This window comes from Shewanella insulae (assembly GCF_009831655.1).
GTDB lineage: Bacteria > Pseudomonadota > Gammaproteobacteria > Enterobacterales > Shewanellaceae > Shewanella > Shewanella insulae.
Window position 1 is genome coordinate 392,178 of the sequence record NZ_WRPA01000001.1, and the last position, 18,443, is coordinate 410,620.

Here is an 18,443-nt window from a genome sequence, read left to right on the forward strand (position 1 = left end):
ATTGGCTTTAATCCAATGATTTAATCCAAAGCCTTAAGGCGCTGATCGTCGATATCGACGCCTTCGGGAACGGTAAATTGAAACAGGTTAGCATCGGCGTCCATCAAAGGCGCTTGGGCTGACAGGTTAAAGACGCTGAGGTTACCCTGCTGGTCTGTCAGCTTCATCACCTCGAGTTGCTTATCCTTAAAGCAGACCTCGACCCCGGTCACACTGGCATCGACGGCCTTTGGGGTGATCTGATAACAATCATCTTGTTGTCTGACCTGATAGGCCTTCCAGGTTGCTTCGTCGCGGTGAACCAAGAGAGCAATCGGCGAAGCATCTATGGCTTGATTGAAATCCAACACAGATACCTCTTCGGCGAACGGATTATAGATCCATACATCCGTGCCATCGGCAACGATAAGCGACTCATCGGGCTCGGTCAGATGCCAGTAAAATTGATTGGGCACCGCCAAGACAAAGGTGCCCGTGCCCTGCTGGATCACCTTGTTATTAACATCGGTCACCTGCTGGCTAAAATTGGCCTTAAGGTTGTCTAGCTGGGCCAGTGCATCCTTTAAGGCTGCGGCGTCATCGGCGTAGCTTGATGTAGCCATCACCAAAGGAAAGGCACAGACTAATTGAGATAAGGGCTTTAACATTGCAAATCCTTTCATTTTAAAAGCGCTCGCTATTAACTTGCTTTACTGTCCACTTCATATCTCGGGACTTTTAACGCTCAACGCTTAATACGAGAGTGTTACACGAGTTTGTCACGATAATGATTAACGAGAGCTTAATAATCTTTCGGCGGTGGAGGCGCTAACACCTCACGGTTACCATTATGACCTTGAGAGCTCACGACCCCCTGCATCTCCATCTGTTCTATGATGCGAGCCGCGCGGTTATAGCCAATCTTAAACTTACGCTGCACGCTGGAGATAGAACCACGGCGAGTCTCGGTAACGAAGGCCACGGCCTCATCGTAGAGAGAATCCATCTCTTCATCATTCTCGGCGGCTTCACCAGGTAAAAGCACCTGCTCGCCTTCGGCCGAACCTTGTAGTATCTCATCAATATATTGTGGCTTGCCTCGGCTATGCCAGTCGGCTACCACGGCATGAACTTCATGGTCATCTATAAAGGCGCCATGGACACGGATAGGCACACTGGTGCCCGGTGGCAGATAGAGCATGTCACCCATACCGAGCAGGGTCTCTGCCCCCTGCTGATCTAAGATGGTACGCGAATCGATACGAGAAGATACCTGAAACGCCATACGGGTCGGGATGTTGGCCTTAATCAGACCCGTAATCACATCGACCGACGGACGCTGGGTCGCCAAGATAAGGTGAATACCAGCCGCACGCGCCTTCTGGGCAATGCGGGCGATCAACTCTTCCACCTTCTTACCCACGATCATCATCATGTCGGCGAACTCATCGACCACCACCACGATAGACGGCAGCTTATCTAACTCTGGCGCCTGCTCTTCCATGCTGTCTTGTGAACGCCATAGGGGATCTGTTATCACCTCACCGCGCTCCTTGGCTTCCTTGATCTTGGCGTTATAACCCTTAAGGTTACGAACCCCGAGGGCCGACATCAGCTTATAACGACGCTCCATCTCGCCCACACACCAGCGTAGGGAGTTGGCAGCTTCCTTCATATCGGTCACCACCTCACAGAGTAGGTGTGGAATGCCTTCATATACAGAGAGTTCCAACATCTTAGGGTCTATCATGATGAAGCGTACATCGTCGGGCCCAGACTTATATAGCAAGCTGGTTATCATCACGTTAACCCCAACAGACTTACCCGAACCTGTGGTACCGGCAACCAGGAGGTGTGGCATCTTGCCAAGGTCAACCACAACGGGCTCGCCTGAGATATCCTGACCCAGCACCATGCTGAGGTGCGACTTGCTATGCTCGAAGGCTTCGCTACCCAGCACGTCGCGCATAAATACGGTTTCGCGGAACTTGTTGGGGATCTCCAGACCCACATAGGCCTTACCCGGTATCACCTCGACCACACGAACGCTCTCGGCTAGCAGTGAGCGCGCCAAGTCTTTAGACAGGTTGGTGATCTTAGAGGCTTTCACCCCAGGTGCTAGCTCCAATTCGAAACGGGTCACCACGGGGCCTGGGAAGACACCCACTACCTTGGCAACAATATTAAAGTCCGCCAGTTTAACCTCGACCAGACGGGCAACCTGATCAAGCTCCTCCTGGCTGATAGGGTTTGTCTTACGGTTTGGCACGTCGAGCAGTGAAATATCCGGCAGCGGAGTCACCGGCTTCTTCGGCTGTGCCTCTTCACCGCCCGGTAGCACCACTATGCCATCGACAATCTTAGCCTGCTCAGCTTTCTGTTTCTTAGGCAGTACGGCGCCAGTCGATTGCTTGGTATCAAAGTCGATTGAGACTTCATCCTCCTGAGCACTAAAACTCAGAGCAGGCTCTTGTGCTTCTGGCTCGGCAGCAACGGGCGCTGCCGTTGGCAGGCTGAAGCTTGGCTCCTTGGCCCGCCCGCGAGAAGAAGAGGCCGATTCAGCCTCATCTTCATAGCAGTCATCATCCTCATCTTCGTATGCGTCCTCTTCAGCCCTAGCCAAGGCCTTTTGACGGCGAGATTCCTTAAATCTGTCAAATACAGACATAAAGCCCTTAGTGTCGTCGGTTTCAGGCGCGCTGGAGAACTTCTCAGGGACATGCTTAAGCTGTTTGAAACACCAGATGGTGCCAAAGCCTATTACCTCGACCACGGTTAGCCAGCTGATTCCGGTAAGCAAGGTAAAACCAGCCCCTACGAAACAGAGCAGCAGCAAAGTGGTGCCTAGCTGATTAAAATAGGGCAGCATGGCATCGGCTATCACATCACCGGAGACGCCACCGGCTGAAAATTCGTATATGTCATTGGCATTCATGCTGGCCAGGGATGCCAGACTAAAGGTGATCAACAAGAAGCCGATCAGCCTTAGGCCCACCGAAAAGTAATCGATCTCCAACAGACGATGGATACGCTTGAACAACAGCCACCCCGTCACTGCGACTATGATAGGAATAAGATAAGCGGTATATCCGAAGAAATAGAAGAGCACGTCGGCGAGCCAGGCTCCCACCGCACCGGTTACATTTTTAATCTCACCTTCAAAATTAGACTGACTCCATCCCGGATCAGACGAATGAAAGCTACTAAGCGCAAGCAGTATATAGGTGGCGACCATACAGCAGATGATGAGTCCGCCTTCGAGCAGACGCTGCAGACCGCTGAGTGTTTTGACGCTATTTCCCTGAGACAAAAGACAACCCACAAAGCAAAAACGAAAAAGATGAGCCTAAGATATCAAAATAATTCGCGCTATGCAGCGTTTTACCTGCCTATACAGCACAATAGCGAAGTAAAAGCTGGTCATTGGTGAAAAACTATTCGAGGTGAAAAAAAAGGAGCCTGAATGGCCCCTTTTTTACGACATAAATCGTTTTTAAGACTCAGCCGTTACATTGATTGCAACTCTATTAGTCTGCTTGACTTCTTCCATCACAACGTAGGTACGAGTATCAGAAACAGCGGGCAACTTCAGTAGAGTTTCACCTAACAAGCGACGATAGGCAGACATGTCAGAAACACGGGTCTTCAATAAATAGTCGAAGTCGCCAGAAACCAGATGACATTCCTGAATATCATCAAGCAGCTGTACGGCACGATTAAACTTATCAAATACTTCTGCAGTATCGCGATTTAGCGTGATTTCTACGAACACAAGTAATGATGCCCCAAGGTAATGGGGATTTACTAGCGCAGTATATCCATTGATGTAACCTTGCTTTTCGAGTCTTTTAACTCTCTCTAAACAGGGAGTGGGGCTCAGCCCTACACGCTTTGACAACTCAACATTCGAAATGCGGCCGTCCATTTGCAACTCGTTAAGGATGTTACGATCGATCCGATCTAAGTCTTTTATAGGACTCTTTTTATTATTAACCATATTTATAACCTTGCTTTATCACTAAAACAACATTTACTGCTACGTATGTCTAAAGTTCAGCAGCATTAACTGCCGAAGTGATACTATACTAGATTTCCCTGAAACAATCACGTTCAGGACCTATAAAATAACAATTCAACCCAGAATAAATGGGTTTTTATTCAATTTGAGGCTCGAAGATGATAATTGGTGTACCTAAAGAAATCAAAAACCACGAATATCGTGTTGGTATGGTGCCGTCAAGTGTCCGCGAATTGACCCTAAAAGGTCATGAAGTATTTGTAGAGAAAAGTGCTGGTGTTGGGATCGGTTTTAGCGACCAGGACTATGTCGATGTTGGCGCATCAATCTTAGACACTGCTGCTGAAGTGTTTGCGAAAGCAGAAATGATCGTTAAGGTTAAAGAGCCTCAAGCGGTCGAGCGCGCCATGTTGCGTGAAGATCAGTTGCTGTTCACTTATCTTCATCTTGCCCCGGATCTGCCACAAACTGAAGATCTCGTTAAAAGCGGTGCCGTCTGTATCGCCTATGAGACTGTGACCGATAACCGTGGTGGTCTTCCCCTACTCGCGCCAATGTCTGAAGTTGCCGGTCGTATGTCTATCCAAGCTGGTGCCATGGCACTAGAGAAATCTAAGGGTGGCCGTGGCATGCTACTCGGTGGCGTACCCGGTGTTGAGCCTGCAAAAGTCGTTATCATCGGCGGTGGCATGGTAGGTACTAACGCTGCGCAAATGGCCGTAGGTCTTGGCGCCGACGTTGTTATCCTAGATCGCAGCATCGATGCACTACGTCGTCTAAACGTTCAGTTCGACAACCGCGTAAAGGCGATCTATTCAACGGCCGACGCTATCGAAAAACACGTACTGGAAGCCGACCTAGTGATCGGTGGTGTACTGGTTCCTGGCGCTGCAGCACCTAAGCTAGTGACCAAAGAGCTCATTAAGCGTATGAAGCCAGGCAGCGCTATCGTTGACGTCGCCATCGACCAAGGCGGTTGTGTCGAGACCTCTCACGCTACGACTCACCAAGACCCAACCTACATCGTTGACGACGTAGTACACTACTGTGTGGCAAACATGCCTGGTGCAGTGGCCCGTACTTCTACCTTTGCACTGAACAATGCCACCCTGCCCTACATCATCAAGTTGGCAGACCTGGGCTATCGCGAAGCATTACGTCAAGACAAGCACCTGCTAAACGGCTTGAACGTGATGCATGGCAAGGTAACTTGCAAAGAAGTTGCCGAAGCCCTCAACTTTGAGTTTGTCGATCCAAGCGTACTGCTCGCTTAATCACTCACAGGGTGTAAACAAAGGGAGCCAATGGCTCCCTTTTTCGATTAGGACAATCTAAAAGATTGCCTTTACCCCTTAGGGGAAATTCCCTACAATCGCTGCAATTCGCTAAAGGCACGGAGAAAAAGATGAGCCAAGCTAGACACTGTAACTTATTAATTTTGGGTTCGGGCCCTGCTGGGTACACCGCCGCTGTTTATGCTGCCAGAGCAAACCTAAAGCCTGTAATGATCACGGGTATGCAGCAAGGTGGTCAGCTGACCACCACAACTGAAGTCGAAAACTGGCCGGGCGACGCCGAAGACCTAACGGGTCCGGCTTTGATGGAGCGTATGCAGAAGCATGCCGAGAAATTTGAGACAGAGATCATCTTCGACCACATTAACGAAGTGAACCTGCAGGAACGTCCTTTCCAACTGAAAGGCGACAGCGGTGAATATACTTGTGATGCCTTGATCATCTCTACCGGCGCATCGGCCATGTACCTGGGCCTGGAGTCGGAAGATGCCTTCAAGGGCAAAGGTGTATCGGCATGTGCCACCTGTGATGGTTTCTTCTACCGTAACCAGAAGGTTGCCGTGATCGGTGGCGGCAACACAGCCGTTGAAGAAGCGCTTTATCTGAGTAACATCGCTTCAGAAGTACACCTGATCCATCGCCGCGACGCCTTCCGCTCTGAGAAGATCCTGACCAAGCGTCTGATGGACAAGGTTGAGAACGGCAACATAATACTACATCTGGACAGCACCCTAGATGAAGTCGTTGGCGACAACATGGGTGTGACTGGCGTGAAGATTAAGAGCACCAAAGATGGCGCCATCACAGAGTTTGATGTCATGGGCGTATTCGTCGCCATCGGCCACAAGCCAAACACTCAGATGTTTGAAGGTCAGCTAGAGATGAACAACGGCTACATCAAGGTGCAAAGCGGCCTAAACGGCAATGCCACTGAAACCAGCATTCCTGGTGTGTTCGCCGCGGGCGACGTGATGGACCAACATTACCGTCAGGCGATCACCTCTGCCGGCACAGGTTGTATGGCGGCCCTGGACGCAGAGCGTTTCTTAGACGCACAATAAGCGTTTGTGATTTTAAAAAAGCAGGCCGAGTGCCTGCTTTTTTTGTTTTTAAGATCAGTCAAATAAATTTGAGATGATCGGGGACAAAAAAAGGGACCCAGGGGTCCCTTTCAAAGCAAAGCTCACTAATTACTTAGCTAGAGCTTCTTTTGCCTTTTCAACTAGAGTGGCGAAAACCACTTTGTCGAATACAGCGATGTCTGCCAAAATCTTACGATCGATTTCGATAGACGCCTTTTTCAGACCGTTGATGAAACGGCTGTAAGACAGACCATTTTGACGAGAAGCCGCATTGATACGTGCAATCCACAGTTGACGGAATTGACGTTTCTTTTGACGACGGTCACGGTAAGCATATTGGCCAGCTTTGGTTACTGCTTGCTTAGCAACACGGTAAGTACGTGAGCGAGCTCCGTAATAACCTTTGGCTAGTTTCAGTACTTTCTTGTGACGAGCACGAGCGGTTACACCACGCTTAACTCTAGGCATTGTTCTTTACTCCTCTAATTAAGCGTATGGTAGTTGACGTGCAATTGCTGGCACATCAGACTTCGCAACTAAACATTTAGCACGTAAGTGACGTTTACGCTTAGTGCTCTTCTTGGTCAAAATATGACGTAAATGGGCTTGCTTGCGCTTAAAACCGTTAGCGGTTTTCTTAAAACGCTTTTGTACACCCTTGTCTGTTTTCATTTTAGGCATTGCTAAAACTCCGCATTGGGAAATTAATAAAACGCAAGGCGAGCAGAGGCCCTCAGAGAGGTCTCTGCTACTTTTATATTTGCCTTACTATTTCTTTTTCGGCGCGAGTACCATCACAGCCTGGCGACCTTCCATTTTTGGAAAAGCCTCCACGATTGCTATCTCAGCCAGGTCATCTTTAATACGATTCAAAAGATTCATACCAAGACTCTGGTGAGCCATCTCGCGACCACGGAAACGCAGCGTTACTTTCGCCTTGTCGCCGTCTTCTAGAAAACGCTTCAGGTTGCGTAGTTTTACCTGATAGTCATTTTCGTCAGTACCGGGACGGAATTTAACTTCCTTCACCTGTATCTGTTTCTGCTTCTTCTTTTGCTCTTTTTGGGCCTTAGCCTTATCAAAAAGATACTTTCCGTAGTCCATTATGCGACATACAGGCGGCTCAGCGTTAGGGCTGATCTCTACGAGATCTACGCCAGCTTCATCTGCAAGTTCTTGCGCTTCGCGAAGACTTACAATGCCGATAGTTTCTCCGTCTAGTCCATTTAGGCGTACTTCAGATACACCAACAATGAGCTCGTTAATTCTATTCGCCGCTGCTTTACGCACGTCTGCTTTCTTGATCTTTATGACCTATTCCTCCAACAAATTTAGACTACGGAGCGAAATCTGTTCTTTAACCATGGCAGCAAATTGATCGATTTGGATCTTGCCTAGGTCAACACCATCTCTGGTTCGCACCGCGACTTCCCTATTTTCCATCTCTTGATCACCCACGACCAACAGATAGGGAACACGCCTTAGGGTGTGTTCGCGTATTTTAAAGCCAATCTTTTCATTCCTCAAGTCTTTCGAGGCACGAATCCCCTGATCTTTAAATAATTTGACCACTTCGTCAACATATTCAGACTGTTTATCGGTGATATTCATCACGACTGCCTGAACCGGTGCCAACCAGGTTGGGAACTTACCTGCATATTCCTCAATCAGGATACCCAGGAAACGTTCCAGTGACCCCAAGATAGCACGATGAATCATCACAGGTGTTTGACGACTGTTATCTTCGGCGACATAAGTCGCGCCAAGACGTCCAGGCAATGCATAATCTAGCTGCACCGTACCACACTGCCATGCGCGGTCGAGACAGTCATGCAAGGTGAATTCGATCTTAGGACCATAGAAGGCACCTTCACCGGGTAAAATTTCATACTCGATGTCGTTAGCCTTAAGGGCTTCCATCAGTGCCTGCTCTGCCCTGTCCCACATGGCATCGTCGCCGATACGCTTCTCTGGGCGGGTAGAAAGCTTCACCACGATGTCATGGAAGCCAAAGGTCGCGTAGGTATCGTATACCATCTTGATGCAGCCGCTCACCTCTTGCTGAACCTGCTCTTCGGTACAGAAGATATGGGCATCGTCTTGGGTAAAGCCACGGACTCGCATCAAACCATGGAGAGAACCCGATGGTTCGTTACGGTGACAGCAGCCAAACTCTGCCATGCGCAGTGGCAGGTCGCGGTATGACTTGAGGCCTTGGTTGAAGATCTGCACGTGACCCGGGCAGTTCATCGGCTTAACCGCGTACTCACGGTTTTCAGAATGAGTAGTGAACATAGCCTCGGAATACTTATCCCAGTGGCCACTGCGTTCCCACAATACGCGGTCCATCATCAAGGGGCCTTTCACCTCTTGATAGGTGTACTGACCCAGCTTCTGACGAATAAACTTCTCGAGTTCAAGGAACAGGCTCCAACCGTCGTTGTGCCAGAACACCATACCAGGCGCTTCTTCCTGCATATGATAAAGGTCGAGCTGCTTACCTATCTTACGATGGTCACGCTTAGCGGCTTCTTCGAGACGTGTCAGGTGTGCCTTAAGGGCCTTCTTGTCAGCCCAGGCCGTGCCATAGATACGCTGCAGCATCTTGTTGTCTGAGTTACCACGCCAGTAGGCGCCGGCAACACTCATCAACTTAAAGTGATGACAGAACTTCATGTTAGGCACGTGGGGACCACGACACATGTCGGTATATTCTTCGTGATGATAAAGCGCAGGCTTGTCGTCTTTACTGATGTTCTCATCCAAGATAGCCATCTTGTAGCTCTCGCCACGCGACTCAAAGGTATCGCGGGCTTCTTGCCAGCTTACGACGCGCTTCACTACATCATAGTTAGTCTTAGCCAGTGCAAGCATGCGCTTCTCTAGCTCGGCTACATCTTCCTCGGTCAGCTTGTGGTCAATATCCACGTCATAGTAAAAACCGTTATCGATCACCGGGCCGATAGCCATCTTGGTTTCAGGCCACATCTGCTTAATGGCGTGACCCAAGAGGTGAGCACATGAGTGACGTAAGATCTCTAACCCTTCATCGTCTTTTGCGGTGATGATAGCGAGCTCAGCATCCGTCTCGATCAGGTCGCAAGCATCTTTCAGCTCGCCATTAACGCGGCCAGCGATACAGGCTTTTGCAAGACCAGGACCTATGTCAGCGGCGACGTCTAGGGTTGATACGGCGTTTGCAAACTCACGCTTGCTGCCATCGGGAAGTGTAATTACAGGCATGTATAATCCTTATCCAGTGGTGACCCCTACGTAGGGCCACTTGGTCATATTGAGAAAAATTTAAGCAACTGAAGCGCAAAACATTACAGGAGTTTTAGCCTACCTCAGCGCAGGCTAGCCATTCTAGGGCCGCAACAGGCAAATCGCAAGGATTAGCGGTGTCCATTGCACTAAAACATCGCAATCCTCATTGTCTCCCTGCCATTGTCATCATTTATCCATCTGGATGTCATCGAAGAGTCATTTACTCCCCCTACTCTAGCCGCCATATCGTTATGGCTAAATCGTTAAGGAGCCCGACTATGATGAAACTCATTTTATTGACCGCACTTATCTATCAGCCTCTCTATCCAAATGACGGCACGCGGGGCGCCGCAATGTTAGCAAGCTCCGCAGCCCAAACAAGCCAGCAAACAATGGAAGGGTCAGTTGCTATAACCTCTGCGAATCTAGAGCAATTGAAAGTGGAGATCGCTAGCGAGCTGGATAAACAGCTCAAGGCCTTACACTCAGATCTGGCTCAGCAAGACCCTCAGCAGGCATTACTCGCCAGCCAGAATCAATAGCTACGACTTATTTGATAGCCACTGCTTAGGCGATAAACCGAATCGCTACTGAAAGCCGTTGCCTAACAATATAAAGTCATCCAAGATTATCCCACATGGATAAAAACTATTGGAATGACAATGAACAAGTGGGCTTTGGTAACCGGCGGCGCCAAACGCATAGGCGAGGCAATCGCATTAACCCTGCACAAGAGAGACGTTAATCTGCTACTGCACTACAAGGGCTCTAAGGCAGAGGCAATGGCTCTGGCCGATAAGCTAAACCAGATGCGAGAAGGCTCCTGTCAGACACTACAGGCGGATCTTTCAACCGAACGGGGTGTAGAAAGCCTAGTTCAACACATTAGCACCCATCGACTCCCACTGAGTGCATTGATTAACAACGCCTCCTTGTTTGTCCCAGACAATAAAGCAAGTGATTGGCAAACCTGTCAGCAGCTCCTAAACCTTAACCTGTTGGCCCCCTATCACTTGGCTACAAGACTTGGCGACAATCTGGCGAACAACCAAGGTAGCGTCATCAACCTAGTGGATATTCATGGCGACCGCCCCCTAAAACACCATGGACTATACTCAATATCTAAGGCCGGATTAAAGATGGCGACTCAAGCATTGGCACAAGAGCTAGCGCCTAAGGTAAGAGTTAACGGCATATCACCGGGCGCGATACTTTGGCCCGCCCAAAGCGATCAGGATGCGATAGAGCGAGTCACCCGGGCTATCCCACTCGAGCGCCCCGGCAAGACTAAAGATATCGCCGATGCGGTGAGCTTTATACTGGACAGCTCTTACCTCAATGGGCAGGTTATCGCCATCGATGGCGGACGCAGCGCAACCGGATATACAGGAGCCGACGGATGAAAATTTTTGATAAAGTGATCTGTTGTCCCCACTGTGGGCACCATCAACACATCAATCTCGATATGAGTTGTGGCGATCAGGACTACTATGACGATTGCCGTGTCTGTTGTAATCCGATCCACTTTAGGACGCATATCGACGATTCTCGACAGAAAATTGAGGTCTATGTCGACTCAGACGATGAGCAATTCTATTAGCTCAAACAACGCAATTCTCGGACACAAACAGCCATGGTGCTGTATCTGTTTAACTCCTGAAACAGATTAAGGTTAGCCGCATCTGACCAACCTTAATCTAGACCTCGACCAACAATCCCGGCCATTAGCCCAAGCGCTTGGCCAATACCCGCTCTACCGTGTCAACTATGGCCTGTGTCTGACTGTCTATCTCGATATTGAGCATGGTGCCAACAGCGACCTCGTCTAAATTAGTGAGCGCCAGAGTTTCTGGGATCAGATGTAGCATAAAGCCAGACTCACTCACCTCCCCAACAGTCAGACTACAACCATTCACGCCAACAAAGCCCTTATAGAGAATGTAATTCATCCATCTAGGCTCAACTTCCAGGCGAATGTCGAAATGAGATGCCGTGTGACTGACTTCTGCCACAGCAGCCTGGGTATGCACATGACCAGAAAGCACATGTCCACCTATCTCGCTGCCATAGGTCAGAGAGCGCTCAATATTAACCTTGCTACCCGCTGACAGACCGGCCAGATTGGTGACCCTCAATGTCTCTTCCATTACATCGAAAAACACCCTATCATCTGCCATCTCGGTAACGGTTAGACAGACACCGTTATTGGCGACACTTGCACCTCGTTGCAAGTTTTCCTTCAGGTGTGACGGCATCGCAATTTCGATTGTATTGAGACCATCTTTTTTATGAATAGCCACCACTTCACATGTGGCTTGAACAATACCTGTGAACATTTTTTACTCTCTGTATTAAGGCGTTTTCATGAATCAATTCGGCTTTCAAGCCAAAAAGCTCGTCCATCTCGCGTTGCCAGTACTGATCGCTCAGGTCACCCAAACCATGATGGGCTTTATCGATACCGTCATGGCCGGTCGCGTCAGTGCACTCGATATGGCCGCGGTAGCCATTGGCGGTAGCTTATGGTTGCCCGCGCTACTTTTTGTACAGGGGTTGCTCGTCGCCTTTACCCCCGTATTTGCCAGTCATCATGGCGCAGATAATCAAGGTGCCATCAGGCCCATGGCCTATCAGGCTGCCTATATTGCCATAATCGGCGCGGCTTTAGTGATAACCTTTCTGCTTTTTGCGCCCCAGATCTTTAAATTGATGGAACTCTCCCCCGAATTGGCAGAGCTAAGCATAGGTTACCTGCACGGGTTTGCCTGGGGCGTCCCCGCCTTCGTGCTCTATCAGGTATTACGTGGCTGCAGCGAGGGCATTTCATACACACTACCGACTATGGTGATAGGTTTTGTCGGCCTCGCGGTCAACATTCCGGCCAACTATATCTTTATCTATGGTCATCTAGGCGCGCCAGCACTAGGTGGTGCGGGCTGTGGCATCGCGACGGCCTTGGTGTTTTGGGCCATGCTGATTTCGATGGCTATCTATATGCAGTTACATCGACGTTTCGCCGCCATGACCCCCTTTGGTGCCTTTCACCTGCCGGATCTGACTATCATGCTAAAGATGACCAAGCATGGTATGCCCATCGCCATGGCACTGTTTTTCGAGGTAAGCCTGTTTGCCATCATAGCGCTCTTGCTGGCCCCCTTAGGCGCCGACGTCGTGGCGGGCCATCAGATCGCACTAAACTTTTCATCCATCGTCTTTATGCTCCCCCTCTCGATAGGCATAGCAGTATCAATACGGGTAGGCTACTACCTAGGACAAGATAAGGCGGAAGTGGCAAAACTGGTGACCAAGGTCGGCCTGGTTATCGCCTTTAGCCTGGCGGCTTGCACAGCAATATTCACCGTGGTATTTCGCACTCAGATCGCGCTACTCTATAACCAAAATCCAGAAGTCGTCGCCTTGGCCAGCAGCCTGATGTTCCTTGCCGCCCTGTATCAGCTGTCTGATTCGGTTCAGGTCGTTACTGCCGGCGCCCTGCGTGGTTATCACGATACGCGAAGTGCCTTCTATATCACCCTGATATCCTATTGGGCGATCGGCATGGTGCTCGGTTATCTGCTTGCCGAAACCGATTTATTGCTACCCGCCATGGGCGCCCACGGCTTCTGGATAGGCCTCATTGCCGGCCTGACCAGCGCAGCTATGCTGTTCGCCCTGAGGCTCAGGCATATTCAGAAGCACCCAAAGGCCACGGCACTTCTGGCTAGAGCCGCCCATTAATCACACAATGCTAGTGCAGTAACATAATCTGACAAGGTGATGTTTAAACCAATAATCATCACCTTGCCTTAGCCTGTCATGAAAACTTTTGTCGAATATAACAGCGCTTTGACGTTAAAAAGTTCAAGTTGTGCAGCAAATCGCCGCTTAATTGAAAATTTAAGATTTTTTGCTTGCAACTCACCGTCCATCCCTCGTAATATAGCGCTCGTTCGATGGCCGACAGGTCATCAAGCGTAAAGCAGTACAACCGTAGCTCAGTTGGTTAGAGCACCACCTTGACATGGTGGGGGTCGGTGGTTCGAATCCACTCGGTTGTACCATTTTTACAAGCAATAGCAGTACAACCGTAGCTCAGTTGGTTAGAGCACCACCTTGACATGGTGGGGGTCGGTGGTTCGAATCCACTCGGTTGTACCATCTTGTAAAAACGATACTTAGGCCAGCGAAAGCTGGTTTTTTTGTGCCTGCTTTCTACCTAACTAGCCGTTACTATCGCGTCACTTCGCGCTTACCATCACTATAATGGGGGCGCCAGACTCACTCTTCTGGGCAAGATCGATAATGCTCACCTTGGTCTTCACTCGATTGGCGATTGAAGAGTGACGTTCGAGAAACTGAAAGCTTTGCAATGCCTGATACTGGTGGGCAAACTGCGCCAAACTCAGGCCATTACAGGAAATACTGTTGACCCCGAAACGCATGTTATGGTCATAGTTAACCAGTTTACGCTTTAACGCCGAACTGTTATCACTACCCGCCGCGATACAGATCTTGGTTTCCGCACTGCTATCCTTAGCGACAAACTGATAGCGAGTCTCCTTGGTTAGATCGCCTGCTATCGCTTGGGCACTCAGCACCAAACCTAAGGCCGTAACGGCCATACCGATAGAAAAAAACGCCCCTGTTTTCATGTTAAACTCCTTGAGCCGTTAAGGAACACGGCACTGTGACGTTAGGATGTTACTGATTAGGCGAGGCGACGCCTATATTGACGCAAAAAGAACAGCCTCTCCAAATCAGCCCATCTCAAGTAAAGCCTAAAAGTGTCAGCAAGGTTGTTAACCCCTGATGTCAAAATGTTGCAAGCTGTGTAGTGACCGAGAGCTAACGTTTGGATAGGGCTTATCCTACTAAAATCCTAGAGAAAAAAAGTGCAACTGAGTTACACTGTCCCTTGGCGAGTGACAACAGGAGCCGGGAATGAGCCAGCGTACATTACACACCCTATTTAAACCTAAGTCGGTAGCCATCATAGGCGCCTCCAATGGCGCCAAGCGTGCCGGCAATGTAGTAATGCGCAACCTGCTATCAAGCGGGTTTTCCGGGCCTATCATGCCAGTGACCCCTAAGTACGATGCCGTAATGGGAGTCCTAGCCTATCCCAATATCGAAGCCCTGCCACTAAAGCCGGATCTTGCCATCATCTGCACCGCGGCCAGCCGCGTTCCGGCCATCGTCGAGCGGCTGGCCCAATTTGGCTGCAAAGTAGCTATCATCAATGCGTCAGGCATGGCGAATCAGCTCGATGAAGAGGGGCAAAACCTACTTACGCTGACCCGCGCCCATGCTAAGCGTTACGGCATGCGAATACTCGGCCCCAACAGTTTGGGGATGATGCTGCCTAACCTTGGGCTCAATGCCAGCCTGGCACACACCAGCGCCCTGCCCGGCAAAATCGCCTTCGTGTCACAATCTGCCGCCATCTGCACCACAGTGCTCGATTGGGCCAACAACAAGGGAATAGGCTTCTCTTCCTTCATCTCCCTGGGGGATGCGACCGATATCGATTTCGACGAGCTGCTGGACTTTCTCGGACGAGATTCTCGCACCACCGCCATCATGCTCTACATAGACTCGGTCAACGAGAAACGCCATTTCCTCTCCGCCGCCCGCGCTGCCGCGCGCAATAAACCCATCTTAGTGATCAAATCCGGGCGCAGCCTGGAGGGCACCACAGCCGCTAAACTCCATACAGGCGGCGAAGTGGGTAACGATGCGGTCTACGAGGCAGCGTTCAGGCGTGCAGGTATGTTGAGGGTCAACGACCTGGTGGAGCTGTTTGCCGCGGTTGAAACCCTGGCTCACTCGGCGCCCCTGCAAGGCGAGCGTTTGGCTATTCTTAGTAATGGCGGCGGCCCTGCCGTACTGGGTTTAGATCAACTTATTCTGGGTGGTGGTAAGCCTGCCACCTTGGACGATGATACCTTCGATAAGCTCAATGCCCTGTTGCCCGATACCTGGTCTGGGCAAAACCCTGTTGATATCGGCGGCGACGCCGATGCCAAGCGTTACACCCAGAGCCTGGATATCCTGATGAATGCCGATGTGGCCGATGCCATCTTGGTGCTACACTCTCCCTCGGCGCTCGGTGACAGCATAGAGATCGCCGACAGCATAGTAGAGCTCGTCTCCAAACATCCAAGGCGCCACAAGGTCAATGTGCTCACCAACTGGAGCGGTGAAGACTCGGCCTACCAGGCCCGTAAACACTTTAACCGAGCCGGGGTGCCCACCTATCGCACCCCTGAGGGCGCCGTAGGCGCCTTCATGCATATGGTGGAATACAGGCGTAACCAAAAATTGCTGCAGGAAGTGCCGCAATCTATCCCTGACAACATTCCGACTGATGCGCAGCTCGCTCGCTCATTGCTGCAACGCGCTATCGCCGATAACAAGCAGGTGATCGAGACCCACGAGGCAAGTGCCATCCTTAAGGCCTATGGGCTTAACACCATAGAGACACACTTTGCCGCCAGCGCCGAGCGCGCCGCCGAAATCGCCGAGCATATAGGCTATCCCGTTGCCCTTAAGGTGCAGTCGCCGGATATTCATCACAAATCCGATGTCCACGGCGTCATGCTTAACCTCACCTCTCATCAGGAGGTGTTGCAGGCCGCCGATGCCATGGTCGGACGGGTACACTCGCTCAATCAGGATGCCGATATACAGGGGCTCATAGTGCAGAAGATGGCGCTTACCGCAGGCACTCAAGAGATCCGTGTCGCCGTTACCCATGATCCCGTGTTCGGCCCGGCTATTCTGCTCGGCGAAGGCGGCTCCGAGTGGCAACCCACCACAGATGCCGCGGTAGCCCTGCCGCCACTGAACATGACGCTGGCCCGCTACATGGTGATCCAGGCGCTGAAGACCCACAAGCTAAAAGACAGGCATCTTCCCCTTGGGTTAGACATGAACGCCCTGTGTGTCATGCTGACTCAGATCTCACATCTGATCATAGATTGCCCCGAGATTGCGGGGTTAGATCTTAATCCCGTGTTATGCGCCGGCGAGCAGATCACCCTGCTAGATGTCAATATACAGCTCAACCCTAATGCCCAGGACAACCCTAACCGTCTGGCCATCTGTCCCTATCCTAAGGAGCTTGAGGAGCACGCGGTATTGAAGAACGGCCTTGAGATCATGCTAAGACCGATACTGCCGGAAGATGAGCCCAAACACCTGGCCTTCGACAATTCCCTCTCCGACGAGGACAGATATAAACGTTACTTCGGAGTGCGCTCTAAGATGACCCATGAAGAGATGGCGGTGCTTACCCAGATTGATTACGCCAGAGAGATGGCCTTTATCGCCACGACTAAAGGCGAGGATGACGATGACATCACCCTGGGTGCCGTCAGAGCCTCCATCGATCCCGACAACACTGAGGCCGAGTTCGCCATGGCGGTGCGCAGCGATCATCAGGGGATCGGCATAGGTAAGCTGCTACTGGAGAAATTGATCGCCTATTACAAGGCCAATGACACTGAGCTGCTCACCGGCTTTACCATGTTTGAAAACCGCAACATGGCAAGCCTGGCGAAGAAATTGGGCTTCAGCGTCACCTTCGATATGGAAGAGCACCTGATCAAGATGGATATGCCACTCAAGCCGAAACAAGAGTAAATCCTATATTGTTAACATTTAGTCTTTAACGCAGTTTCGCCCGGCCGACTTGGCCCTGTATAAGGCCTCATCGGCGCGGATCAGATAAGATTCTCTATCGTCGTCATGGCGTAACGTCGCAACCCCTATGGAGACGGTGATCGCCCCCAGGGAAAGCTTATTATCTTTACCTATACTCAAATGGCGCTCGGCAATGCGGGCGCGCAGCTGCTCTGCCACCACCATGGCCCCCGAATGTTCGGTATCAGGAAGCAAGATCACAAACTCCTCACCGCCGTAGCGCGCTACGAAGTCATCGCCTCTCACCCCCTGTTTTAAGGCCAAGGCGATATAGGCAAGCACCTTATCACCCACTAGGTGCCCATGAGTGTCGTTAAACTGTTTGAAGTTATCGATATCAATCAGCAACAAACTGCTCTGGCGTTGGCTGCGCCTGAAGCCTTGTATGTGGCCGAGCACTTCCTCGTCGAAGGCGCGGCGGTTGCTCAGGGAGGTGAGCTGATCTGTCATCACGGCGATATTAAGCTCCTGCATCTCAGCCTTTAACGCCGCGACCTCCTGATTCATCGTTTTAAGATTCGCTTCCATATCGCGATTGCTGCTCACCACCTGAGACACCTCTTCTGCCAAGGTATCGATCAGCTGCTCTAGGGTTTGAGGGTCGGGTTCCCTGCTTAGGTCTTGCTGAAAGCTGGTGAGGCTTAGGTTAAATTGCGCCGTCCCCTCGGTGACCTCAGATAGGCGGGTCATGAAATTGTTGATCAGGATCTGCGTCTCTATCTGCACATTCTCGATCACCTCCGGTGACTGCTCGCGAATAAAGCTGTTGTAGAGACCCGCGTTAACCTCGGCGGTGAAGGCTGCGCGACTCGCCACTAGGCTATCAATGGCCCGTTTAAGATCCAGATTAACGCCCCGAAAGTACTCATACCAAACGGCATAATTGTCCGGAGTAACGGGAATATTGAGTTCAGACATGCGAGGAACGGCATGACGTAAAATTTTAGCGGAAAGTTCAGTTTCGGTAAGTTGTTTAGCCAAATTCATAGAGGTTTACGCCATTGTTATTATTAGAGAAACAGTAACGCGCAAAGCGCCTTCATCTGGCTAACTGCATGAATGAAGACGCAAATCCCTACAATAACGAAAATATTTGAC

Annotated in this window: 17 protein-coding genes and 2 tRNA genes; 9 read left to right on the forward strand and 10 right to left on the reverse strand. The window is 50.5% G+C overall.

The window, feature by feature from the left end; translation table 11 throughout:
• Positions 1 to 20 precede the first annotated feature (20 nt).
• The 3 genes from lolA to lrp all read right to left on the reverse strand — a co-directional run bounded on the left by lolA (position 21) and on the right by lrp (position 3,976).
• The gene (gene lolA, locus GNT65_RS01725; protein ID WP_160793393.1) at positions 21 to 647 is read right to left on the reverse strand and encodes an outer membrane lipoprotein periplasmic chaperone LolA; all 627 of its coding nucleotides are present in this window, start codon (positions 645 to 647) and stop codon (positions 21 to 23) included.
• A 134-nt stretch (positions 648 to 781) separates the two neighbouring features.
• On the reverse strand, positions 782 to 3,289 hold the full coding sequence (locus GNT65_RS01730) for a DNA translocase FtsK (RefSeq protein WP_160793394.1): 2,508 nt from the start codon (positions 3,287 to 3,289) through the stop codon (positions 782 to 784).
• 183 nt (positions 3,290 to 3,472) lie between these two features.
• Positions 3,473 to 3,976, reverse strand: a complete 504-nt coding sequence (gene lrp, locus GNT65_RS01735; RefSeq protein ID WP_160793395.1) for a leucine-responsive transcriptional regulator Lrp — start codon at positions 3,974 to 3,976, stop codon at positions 3,473 to 3,475.
• A 179-nt stretch (positions 3,977 to 4,155) separates the two neighbouring features.
• Between lrp and ald the strand changes: the two genes are divergently transcribed.
• Complete coding sequence (ald, locus tag GNT65_RS01740) at positions 4,156 to 5,271, forward strand: alanine dehydrogenase (RefSeq protein ID WP_160793396.1); 1,116 nt, start codon at positions 4,156 to 4,158, stop codon at positions 5,269 to 5,271.
• A gap of 131 nt (positions 5,272 to 5,402) precedes the next feature.
• Positions 5,403 to 6,353, forward strand: a complete 951-nt coding sequence (trxB, locus tag GNT65_RS01745) for a thioredoxin-disulfide reductase (RefSeq protein WP_160793397.1) — start codon at positions 5,403 to 5,405, stop codon at positions 6,351 to 6,353.
• A gap of 129 nt (positions 6,354 to 6,482) precedes the next feature.
• Here the strand turns inward: trxB and rplT are convergent, their stop codons facing one another.
• The 4 genes from rplT to thrS form a co-directional block, all read right to left on the reverse strand.
• Entirely contained in the window at positions 6,483 to 6,842 is a 360-nt protein-coding gene (gene rplT, locus GNT65_RS01750; RefSeq protein ID WP_011865827.1) for a 50S ribosomal protein L20, read from the reverse strand.
• An 18-nt stretch (positions 6,843 to 6,860) separates the two neighbouring features.
• Positions 6,861 to 7,055, reverse strand: a complete 195-nt coding sequence (rpmI, locus tag GNT65_RS01755) for a 50S ribosomal protein L35 (protein ID WP_011865828.1) — start codon at positions 7,053 to 7,055, stop codon at positions 6,861 to 6,863.
• Positions 7,056 to 7,142: 87 nt separating this feature from the next.
• On the reverse strand, positions 7,143 to 7,685 hold the full coding sequence (gene infC / locus GNT65_RS01760) for a translation initiation factor IF-3 (protein WP_160793638.1): 543 nt from the start codon (positions 7,683 to 7,685) through the stop codon (positions 7,143 to 7,145).
• A gap of 3 nt (positions 7,686 to 7,688) precedes the next feature.
• Positions 7,689 to 9,617: a threonine--tRNA ligase gene (gene thrS, locus GNT65_RS01765; protein ID WP_160793398.1), complete on the reverse strand. Its 1,929-nt coding sequence runs from the start codon at positions 9,615 to 9,617 to the stop codon at positions 7,689 to 7,691.
• A 302-nt stretch (positions 9,618 to 9,919) separates the two neighbouring features.
• On the opposite strand from thrS, the gene GNT65_RS01770 reads away from it, so the two are divergent.
• From GNT65_RS01770 to GNT65_RS01780, 3 genes are all read left to right on the forward strand, one after another.
• Entirely contained in the window at positions 9,920 to 10,183 is a 264-nt protein-coding gene (locus GNT65_RS01770) for a hypothetical protein (RefSeq protein ID WP_160793399.1), read from the forward strand.
• Between the two features lie 120 nt (positions 10,184 to 10,303).
• Positions 10,304 to 11,044 carry an SDR family oxidoreductase gene (locus GNT65_RS01775; RefSeq protein WP_338091753.1) on the forward strand — a complete coding sequence of 247 codons (741 nt, stop codon included), beginning with the start codon at positions 10,304 to 10,306 and terminating at the stop codon, positions 11,042 to 11,044.
• Positions 11,041 to 11,241, forward strand: coding sequence for a CPXCG motif-containing cysteine-rich protein (locus tag GNT65_RS01780; protein WP_160793401.1), 201 nt, complete (start codon positions 11,041 to 11,043; stop codon positions 11,239 to 11,241). The genes GNT65_RS01775 and GNT65_RS01780 overlap by 4 nt, the downstream gene beginning before the upstream one ends.
• 124 nt (positions 11,242 to 11,365) lie before the next feature.
• Here GNT65_RS01780 and GNT65_RS01785 read toward each other — a convergent pair whose 3' ends face one another.
• On the reverse strand, positions 11,366 to 11,977 hold the full coding sequence (locus GNT65_RS01785; protein ID WP_160793402.1) for a riboflavin synthase subunit alpha: 612 nt from the start codon (positions 11,975 to 11,977) through the stop codon (positions 11,366 to 11,368).
• A gap of 28 nt (positions 11,978 to 12,005) precedes the next feature.
• On the opposite strand from GNT65_RS01785, the gene GNT65_RS01790 reads away from it, so the two are divergent.
• The 3 genes from GNT65_RS01790 to GNT65_RS01800 all read left to right on the forward strand — a co-directional run bounded on the left by GNT65_RS01790 (position 12,006) and on the right by GNT65_RS01800 (position 13,799).
• Positions 12,006 to 13,379, forward strand: coding sequence for an MATE family efflux transporter (locus GNT65_RS01790; RefSeq protein WP_160793403.1), 1,374 nt, complete (start codon positions 12,006 to 12,008; stop codon positions 13,377 to 13,379).
• Between the two features lie 246 nt (positions 13,380 to 13,625).
• A tRNA-Val gene (locus tag GNT65_RS01795) sits at positions 13,626 to 13,702 on the forward strand.
• A 20-nt stretch (positions 13,703 to 13,722) separates the two neighbouring features.
• Positions 13,723 to 13,799 (forward strand) — tRNA-Val (locus GNT65_RS01800).
• Between the two features lie 80 nt (positions 13,800 to 13,879).
• Here GNT65_RS01800 and GNT65_RS01805 read toward each other — a convergent pair.
• On the reverse strand, positions 13,880 to 14,293 hold the full coding sequence (locus GNT65_RS01805; RefSeq protein ID WP_160793404.1) for a DUF3718 domain-containing protein: 414 nt from the start codon (positions 14,291 to 14,293) through the stop codon (positions 13,880 to 13,882).
• A gap of 289 nt (positions 14,294 to 14,582) precedes the next feature.
• Between GNT65_RS01805 and GNT65_RS01810 the strand changes: the two genes are divergently transcribed.
• Positions 14,583 to 17,285 carry a bifunctional acetate--CoA ligase family protein/GNAT family N-acetyltransferase gene (locus GNT65_RS01810; protein WP_160793405.1) on the forward strand — a complete coding sequence of 901 codons (2,703 nt, stop codon included), beginning with the start codon at positions 14,583 to 14,585 and terminating at the stop codon, positions 17,283 to 17,285.
• A gap of 18 nt (positions 17,286 to 17,303) precedes the next feature.
• Here GNT65_RS01810 and GNT65_RS01815 read toward each other — a convergent pair whose 3' ends face one another.
• Positions 17,304 to 18,332 carry a GGDEF domain-containing protein gene (locus GNT65_RS01815; RefSeq protein ID WP_160793406.1) on the reverse strand — a complete coding sequence of 343 codons (1,029 nt, stop codon included), beginning with the start codon at positions 18,330 to 18,332 and terminating at the stop codon, positions 17,304 to 17,306.
• Between the last annotated feature and the right edge of the window lie 111 nt (positions 18,333 to 18,443).